Consider the following 6,290-nt stretch of genomic DNA (forward strand, 5'->3'; position numbering starts at 1 on the left):
CCCTCATCGCCGCACACCGTGCGCTGACCTGGTCCGCACCGGTCTCGGGTTCCATGGGTGTCAAAGCAGCCTCCAGCGCGTAACCAGAGAACCATGTCGGATGGAGGCGTTTTCATCTTAGATGTCAATACGCAGAAGAAATTGGATCAGCATATTGCCGGACCTGCCTGGGTGCACCCGTTCGGGAATAATCTTGTGATCATAAAAGTTGGTGACGCGCCTAACCATGCTTCAAATTGGAACATCAGGGTGTTTGAAAATACCAAGGGCAGTCGATACTTGCTGCATGAAGAGAATATTCAGGAAGCGTCATTTCCGAAGGACGATATTGTTAACGCGTTAAAAGTAAAATTTCGCAAAGTCAAGGTCATCGATACAGACCGCAATCGCCCTTCATTCGCGTCAGAGAGGTTGTACTTTATATGCAAAAAGTGACCCAGGGAACTGCAGGAAAATGGGCATCCGGTTGATGCCGATGTGCTCAGGGTACTGTCGCCTTACCGGCGGGAGCATATCAACCGGCTCGGAGACTATCTGCTCGATCTCAAACGGCGTGTTACACCACTTGATCCAACGATCAATTTTACTTTCGAATCAGCAGCTTAGACCGAGATGTGGCGGATTGTTAACGAATCACGGCCAACCCTCTTCTACTGAGCGATGCGGCGCACCACGGTAATGGGGATGGAGCCGTCGGGACGAGGGATGACGCGCCAGCTTAAAGTGTCGCCCTTGAGTTCGTAGTCGCGGACCTGTGTCGTGTCGTCGTTGTTCGGATAGGTGCCGCGGTCGATATGGATGGTGACCTTGCCGGCGGCGGTGTCGACGGAATAGGTGCCGAAGATGCAACTCGAGCTCACTTGCGCTTCTTTGTACTCCTCGAAGGTGCCCTTTTCCCGGTCTTTGCTGACGAATTTTGTGCGCACATCCCGAAATACGTCAATCATGAAATGGCCGTCGGCAGTAAAGATGGCCATACCGTGTGGCTCAGCTCCATAGTCGGGGACGCGAGTGCCGTCTGGGAGGAGCTTATCCGCAGCGATAAGTTTCCAATTACCGACAAACGGATTCGTGGTACCCACTTGAGCATGCATAGAGGGGACAGCCAAAGCCACGGTAGCGATGAGCGAAAGAATGCGAGCAGTCATGAGTGCACCGTACCAATCCCATGGACGCTGCACAATTTGATTGTTTTTACCGGTGAAGTGAGCGGCGCTTATGCTTTTCGCAGGATGCGCGAGTGTTGCGGATAGGTAAGTCCGGCAAGAACGCCTTGTGTCGCCATGCCAAGCAAAGAATGCAGAGCGTCAACCGCAGGTGTAGCGGTAACGTTTTGGCCACGGTGCAGCGCAACGGGAAAACTGGGGAGAACGGGGAGGCGATGCAGCGACTTATTCGCCATGAGAGGCGACGGCAATTGCATCGCGGTACGTGCGGTGATGCCTAGTCCCCCTTGAAGCGCTGCCCATAGACCGTCCAGGCTCGGGCTGGTGGCGGCGATACGGTACGGAATGCCAGCGGTTTCGAGTTGTTCCATCGCAGCCTTGCGGAAGGCACATTGAGGGCCTAAGACAGCAAGCGGCAGTGAAGCATCCTGCATGCGGAAGGTTCGGCTGGCAATCCAGAGCACGGGGAGTTCGCCCAAGAGCAGCGCGTCCTTCCGGTCTGCAAAACCGACTGTCAGTGTGATGTCAAGCTGCCCTTTATCCAGGGCTTCGATAAGCGCTCCGTTGCCCTCGATACGCAGCTCTACCTGCGTTCGCGGATAGAGCGCCGTGAACTGCCGCAGTGCGTCAGGCAGCACAGACGCGAAATCCTGCGGAGCGCCGATCCGAACGGAGCCGGCCAATGTCACTCCCTGCATGGTTTGCAGGAAATCATCATTGAGCGCAAGCATACGGCGAGCGTATCCGAGCGCTGTCTGTCCGGCCTCTGTCAACTTGAGCGCCCGGCCGTGCTTGCGAAACAGCGGTGTTCCCAGCTCCTCTTGAAGACGCTTCATCTGCAGGCTGATGGCAGATGGTGTGCGTCCAAGACGGTCTGCCGCCTGCGCGAAACCACCAACATCATGCGTGGTGACGAGAGTCCGCAGGGTGTCGAGATCGAGATTACGTAGAAGCATCCTGCGTTGAGGTTACACCAGCTACGGCGGGGAGCCGGTCAACGCTTGCTGCGGCATTGGTGAGGTGTATTGGAAGACTTGCTACTGGAACCTGGAAGATGTATGCGATGCGGAAGCGACTTCGACCGAAGACGAGTAGCCCTACTCTCTGGCGTAGAGGGAAGATCCTCCAGAAGTGCGCGCAAATGGCGTCATCAACCTATCTGCCGGCCGCGGCAGGAAAGCATAAATCCTACTCAACAATGCATTGAGAACAATCAACTTGTGAAGTGGCTGTTCTAAGGCTAGCGTAACCGCATGACGATCAAGCATCTTCCCCTTTTGGCACTCGCGCTGATAGGTCCCCTGACAGCTTCGGCGCAGAAAACAAAACGAATTCCGCTGCCGGCTAGTCAAAACCCCTCGAATTCCGACCTTCCAATTTCGGCGGCAGTATGGGCCGGAGACACGCTGTATGTGAGTGGATGGCTCGACCCGGACCTGAAGACACACACACTGATACCACGTCACAAACCGTGGGTCTGATCAAGGACATCCAAAAGTTCCTCGAATGTGAGCGCTCTGTGAACCGCATCTTGCCGGGGCCGAGGCAAGAGCGGCAGTGTTGAACAGAACCTGATCCAGATCCCTTTCTATGGAGCGAGGCAGCACCGAACGAGTGTCGCATTCCGTGAGCAGTCTGCGAAGCGAAGGGTTGGAAATTCCAACATTTTTATACAAACTGGCGGCAACACGACGAATCACGGCGATAACACCTGGAACCACTACATGACAGTGAACGCCGCAACAGGCCTGCAAGGGGCAACCACCGCGCATATTAATGCGTACAAACCTGGCCAGAAAGTCTGTATAACCGAGAGCGATATGCGTTTTGAGGTCAGGCGTGCAGTGATCGGGGACGAACCGGTGTTGAGGGCATTGCGGCTTCAGGCGCTCACCGATTCGCCGAGGGCCTTTAGTTCGACCTATGAGCGGGAGTTGGCCAGGACGACGGAGGATTGGCGGCGGTGGCTGGCTCCCGGTGTGACGTTCCTTCTTGAAGCAGGTGGCGAACCGCGTGGGCTCGTGGCCGGCAGCCGTGATCCACATGACTTCTCGGTAGTTCATTTGATGGCTATGTGGGTGCACCCGGATCTCCGGGGCAGAGGCGCAGCGCATGCGTTGGTGTCGTCGGTGAAGACCTGGGCCGCTGAAGTCGGCGCGACGCAGGTCCGTCTCAACGTCGTCGAGAGCAACGGTTGTGCCAGACAGTGCTACGAACGCGCCGGTTTTCGCGCGACAGGCCGCCAAGGCGTGGTCGAGAAAACTGGGGATGTCGAAATTAAAATGACCTGCGACGCGTCCAGTTGTGACAAGTGACGCCAGTATGCGATATGGCGAGCAAAGCAGAGATTTTTCTGCTGGTCGATTGCACGAGTAAACGAGTTCCTGAGCAAGCGATCCTAGGTCTGGCGATCGTCCTGTCGGGACTGCAAGTAGGTAGAGCCTTCATTCCCTTCTCAGAACGCGAGCGCCAGAATACCGGCACCCCAGACGAGCAAAGCGACACCCGTCGCGTAGCCGATCCAGTGGCCGGCGGGGACCGTCTTTTCGAACAGAACGAACAGGGCGAGGCCCGCGATCCAGTAGAGGTTCATCACCCCGCCGAAAAATAGGAGTCCCATCAGGCACCAGCAGCAGCCGACGCAGAAAGCTCCGTGCACAAGGCCCATGCGTAGCGCGCCACGGGCGCCCCGCCGCCAATGGGTGCTAAGGAATGCAAGCGGCGATCGGCAGTGGCGAAGACAGGCATGCTTAATCGGGGTGAGTTGGTAGATGCCCGCGGCGAGCAGCAGGACGCCGCCAAAGATCACGTTGGTCCCGACGAGCATCGGTGAAAGGATGCCGGTCTGCGCGAACCCCCACTGCAGGATCACCGCGATCAGGCTGAAGCCGGCCCAAGCGGCGAGATAGCCGACGGCGAATATGCTCGTCGCGACATGGGGATGGCCGGTTTCGCGCTGCTTGCGATTGACCGTCGCGAATAAAAGGATCATCGGCGCCGCGCTGGGCAGCATCATCGCCACCATCATGACCCACCACATGAAGAACATCAGAACTGCATAGCCGAGCGTCCAGACCACGGGCGTCATCATCGCCATGCAGGCCATGCCCCCTTCGGACATGCCCCCTGCCATCCCGAGCTGCGACATGCGGGTCATCTCGAACGCCGACATGCCCATGCCGGCGCCGGTCACCAGATATGCCCACGACAGAGCGATAACCGCGGTAAGCGCGGTAACGACGATCAGGCGATCGCGCGTGACCACTGCCTCAAGCCTGGCGTCAACGGACACCGTCATCCTCTTTTCACCAGATCATGTTCCCCGAATTCGGGGTATGTGTTGTCTCCGCCACGTCGAAACCGGTCCCTTCGGAGGTCACGCGCCAAGCCATGCTGTGAGCCTTGATCTTTCGTGGACAAGCCCATCCTGATTGAAGTGGTGAACACAAAAGTGGGCCCACGAATCTTCGAACGCCATCTCCATATCACCCGTCACCCAGGTCGTACCTAATCCGATTTCTGCGTAGGTAAACTCGAAACTGCCACTAGGACGTGCCAGCGCAATGTGGAACGGTTGGCCGTTAAACTCGTTGATTATCGGTCTGCCGGTGCTCCTCATGATGCCCGGTATATCAACCTTTGCGGTTCTGAGTTCCAAGTTCGCTTCAAGACGGATCGGCAGGAACAATGTCTCGCAAAATTCCGAACATGTGGACGCGAATACGGAGAATAAATTACTCAGTGGTTCGCACGCCCCACCTGAGATTATTGTTTCAAGTGCGACCCGTTGAGCTTCATCCGCACGTCCGTCGATAACGATCTGGCGTTTGCCGTTTCCCTCCTTGATTTCGCCAGGCCACTTGTACAGCGCCGCCCAATTCAGCCCCGCGAGCGGCGTATCCTTGAAATGGCCTTCAACGATGTTACCGACGAAGGCCGACTGACAATAGCCATGGGTGCTTGGTAAGTTGAACTGGCAACCACAATTCACAGCGCAATTGCAGTTATCGTAAGTTTCGCTTTTGAATAGCCATTGATTAGCCATCTCGCCAATCCTTCCCTAATCTGTTAGCTAACTCAAGTACCTATTCTTCGGTCGCGACTTGAGACCAACAGCCCGGCAGCGCAGGAACAGACGCGGCTACACTTTTGAAGCAAGACCTTGTATTTCATGATGCTCCGCCAGCCCTAAACTAATTGTACTGCTCCGCCTCATGCCGAAAACGAATGCGGCTAAGCTGCCCCGCCTCCCACTGTCGATGAGGCGTCGATGACTTTGGAAGATTCTATCTGTTGTTTCCATAAAGAACGCGTGGGCGGGGTCAGCTTCAGCCGGCGGGGTTAGGCCATCCTGCATGTGCTCCTGTCAGCCCATCGCTGAGTCACGGCCCCGTCCAAGAGACTGGTGTTTAGCGAGGAACCGCTCGATGTCGTGCCCGCGGTGCGTGCCGAGCGACTGTGCCCGGAAGCAATCTTCATTCCGCCTGATTTCGTGCGCTACAAAGCTGCTTCGGCCGCTGTGCGTGAAATCTTTCAGCGGCATACCGATCTGATCGAACCGCTGTCTCTCGATGAAGCCTATCTGAACGTGACCGAGAACAAGATGCAGCTTCCGACAGCGACGCGCGTCGCAAAGATGATTCGTGAGCAGATACGCGAGGAGCTGAACCTCACGGCTTCCGCTGGCATGCACCTAACAAATTCCTAGCGAAGATCGCATCCGATTGGAAGAAGCCCAATGGTCTGTTCGTCGTTCAAGGGCCTCTGTTTCGATACGGCCACGCACTTTCTCTAGCGTCTGTAATGCTTCGACCAGAGCGATACTCTTGCGATAAAGACCGTCTGCTTCCTGGGCGTGTCCCATCTTCTCGGTGATCTCAGCCTTGATCGCGAGATTGCGTGGAACTAGATAAAGCTCGTCGGCAATGTGGGTATTCGCTGCAATGGCGGTATCGATCGCGCCCAAAGCCGCGGGAAGGTCGCCGGTGTGCTCGTAGGCTTGAGCAAGCAAACCTCCTGCGTCCGTTACCCCGCGATAGTTGTCGGTGTTTTCTGAAATCGTGACTGCTTGCTTGTAATCCGAGATCGCAGCGCTCCATTCTCCCCGCTCTCGGTTGATGGAGC

General features: G+C 56.5%; 8 protein-coding genes. 3 read left to right on the top strand and 5 right to left on the bottom strand.

Going from position 1 to position 6,290, the window contains the following annotated elements; all coding sequences use genetic code 11:
• The first annotated feature begins 93 nt into the window (after positions 1-93).
• Positions 94-435 (top strand): hypothetical protein, encoded by a 342-nt coding sequence (locus Q363_RS29925; RefSeq protein ID WP_035358048.1) that lies wholly within the window; start codon positions 94-96, stop codon positions 433-435.
• A 215-nt stretch (positions 436-650) separates the two neighbouring features.
• Here Q363_RS29925 and Q363_RS29930 read toward each other — a convergent pair whose 3' ends face one another.
• Both Q363_RS29930 and Q363_RS29935 read right to left on the bottom strand, forming a co-directional pair.
• A complete protein-coding gene (locus Q363_RS29930) occupies positions 651-1,148 on the bottom strand; it encodes a lipocalin-like domain-containing protein (protein ID WP_035358049.1) in 498 nt (165 codons plus the stop codon).
• A 68-nt stretch (positions 1,149-1,216) separates the two neighbouring features.
• On the bottom strand, positions 1,217-2,122 hold the full coding sequence (locus Q363_RS29935) for a LysR substrate-binding domain-containing protein (protein WP_035358050.1): 906 nt from the start codon (positions 2,120-2,122) through the stop codon (positions 1,217-1,219).
• 768 nt (positions 2,123-2,890) lie between these two features.
• Between Q363_RS29935 and Q363_RS29940 the strand changes: the two genes are divergently transcribed.
• Positions 2,891-3,481 carry a GNAT family N-acetyltransferase gene (locus Q363_RS29940; protein ID WP_051979542.1) on the top strand — a complete coding sequence of 197 codons (591 nt, stop codon included), beginning with the start codon at positions 2,891-2,893 and terminating at the stop codon, positions 3,479-3,481.
• 140 nt (positions 3,482-3,621) lie between these two features.
• Here the strand turns inward: Q363_RS29940 and Q363_RS29945 are convergent, their stop codons facing one another.
• Together Q363_RS29945 and Q363_RS29950 are read right to left on the bottom strand one after the other, a co-directional pair.
• Entirely contained in the window at positions 3,622-4,464 is an 843-nt protein-coding gene (locus Q363_RS29945; RefSeq protein ID WP_035358051.1) for a DUF2182 domain-containing protein, read from the bottom strand.
• Between the two features lie 78 nt (positions 4,465-4,542).
• Complete coding sequence (locus tag Q363_RS29950; protein WP_035358052.1) at positions 4,543-5,211, bottom strand: DUF1326 domain-containing protein; 669 nt, start codon at positions 5,209-5,211, stop codon at positions 4,543-4,545.
• A 360-nt stretch (positions 5,212-5,571) separates the two neighbouring features.
• Between Q363_RS29950 and Q363_RS29960 the strand changes: the two genes are divergently transcribed.
• Entirely contained in the window at positions 5,572-5,874 is a 303-nt protein-coding gene (locus Q363_RS29960) for a Y-family DNA polymerase (protein ID WP_035358054.1), read from the top strand.
• Here the strand turns inward: Q363_RS29960 and Q363_RS42435 are convergent.
• The coding region (locus Q363_RS42435) for a tetratricopeptide repeat protein (protein ID WP_035358055.1) at positions 5,860-6,290 on the bottom strand (431 nt) is incomplete at its 5' end. The two genes, Q363_RS29960 and Q363_RS42435, sit on opposite strands and share 15 nt — an antisense overlap.

The organism is Edaphobacter aggregans DSM 19364, assembly GCF_000745965.1.
GTDB classification, from domain to species: Bacteria; Acidobacteriota; Terriglobia; order Terriglobales; family Acidobacteriaceae; genus Edaphobacter; species Edaphobacter aggregans.

Bases quoted from the DNA above. Each gene is read 5' to 3' on its own strand.
- Q363_RS29935 (WP_035358050.1), bottom strand. From the start codon at position 2,122: ATGCTTCTACGTAATCTCGATCTCGACACCCTGCGGACTCTCGTCACC.
- Q363_RS29950 (WP_035358052.1), bottom strand. From the start codon at position 5,211: ATGGCTAATCAATGGCTATTCAAAAGCGAAACTTACGATAACTGCAAT.
- Q363_RS29940 (WP_051979542.1), top strand. From the start codon at position 2,891: ATGACAGTGAACGCCGCAACAGGCCTGCAAGGGGCAACCACCGCGCAT.
- Q363_RS29930 (WP_035358049.1), bottom strand. From the start codon at position 1,148: ATGACTGCTCGCATTCTTTCGCTCATCGCTACCGTGGCTTTGGCTGTC.
- Q363_RS29945 (WP_035358051.1), bottom strand. From the start codon at position 4,464: ATGACGGTGTCCGTTGACGCCAGGCTTGAGGCAGTGGTCACGCGCGAT.
- Q363_RS29925 (WP_035358048.1), top strand. From the start codon at position 94: ATGTCGGATGGAGGCGTTTTCATCTTAGATGTCAATACGCAGAAGAAA.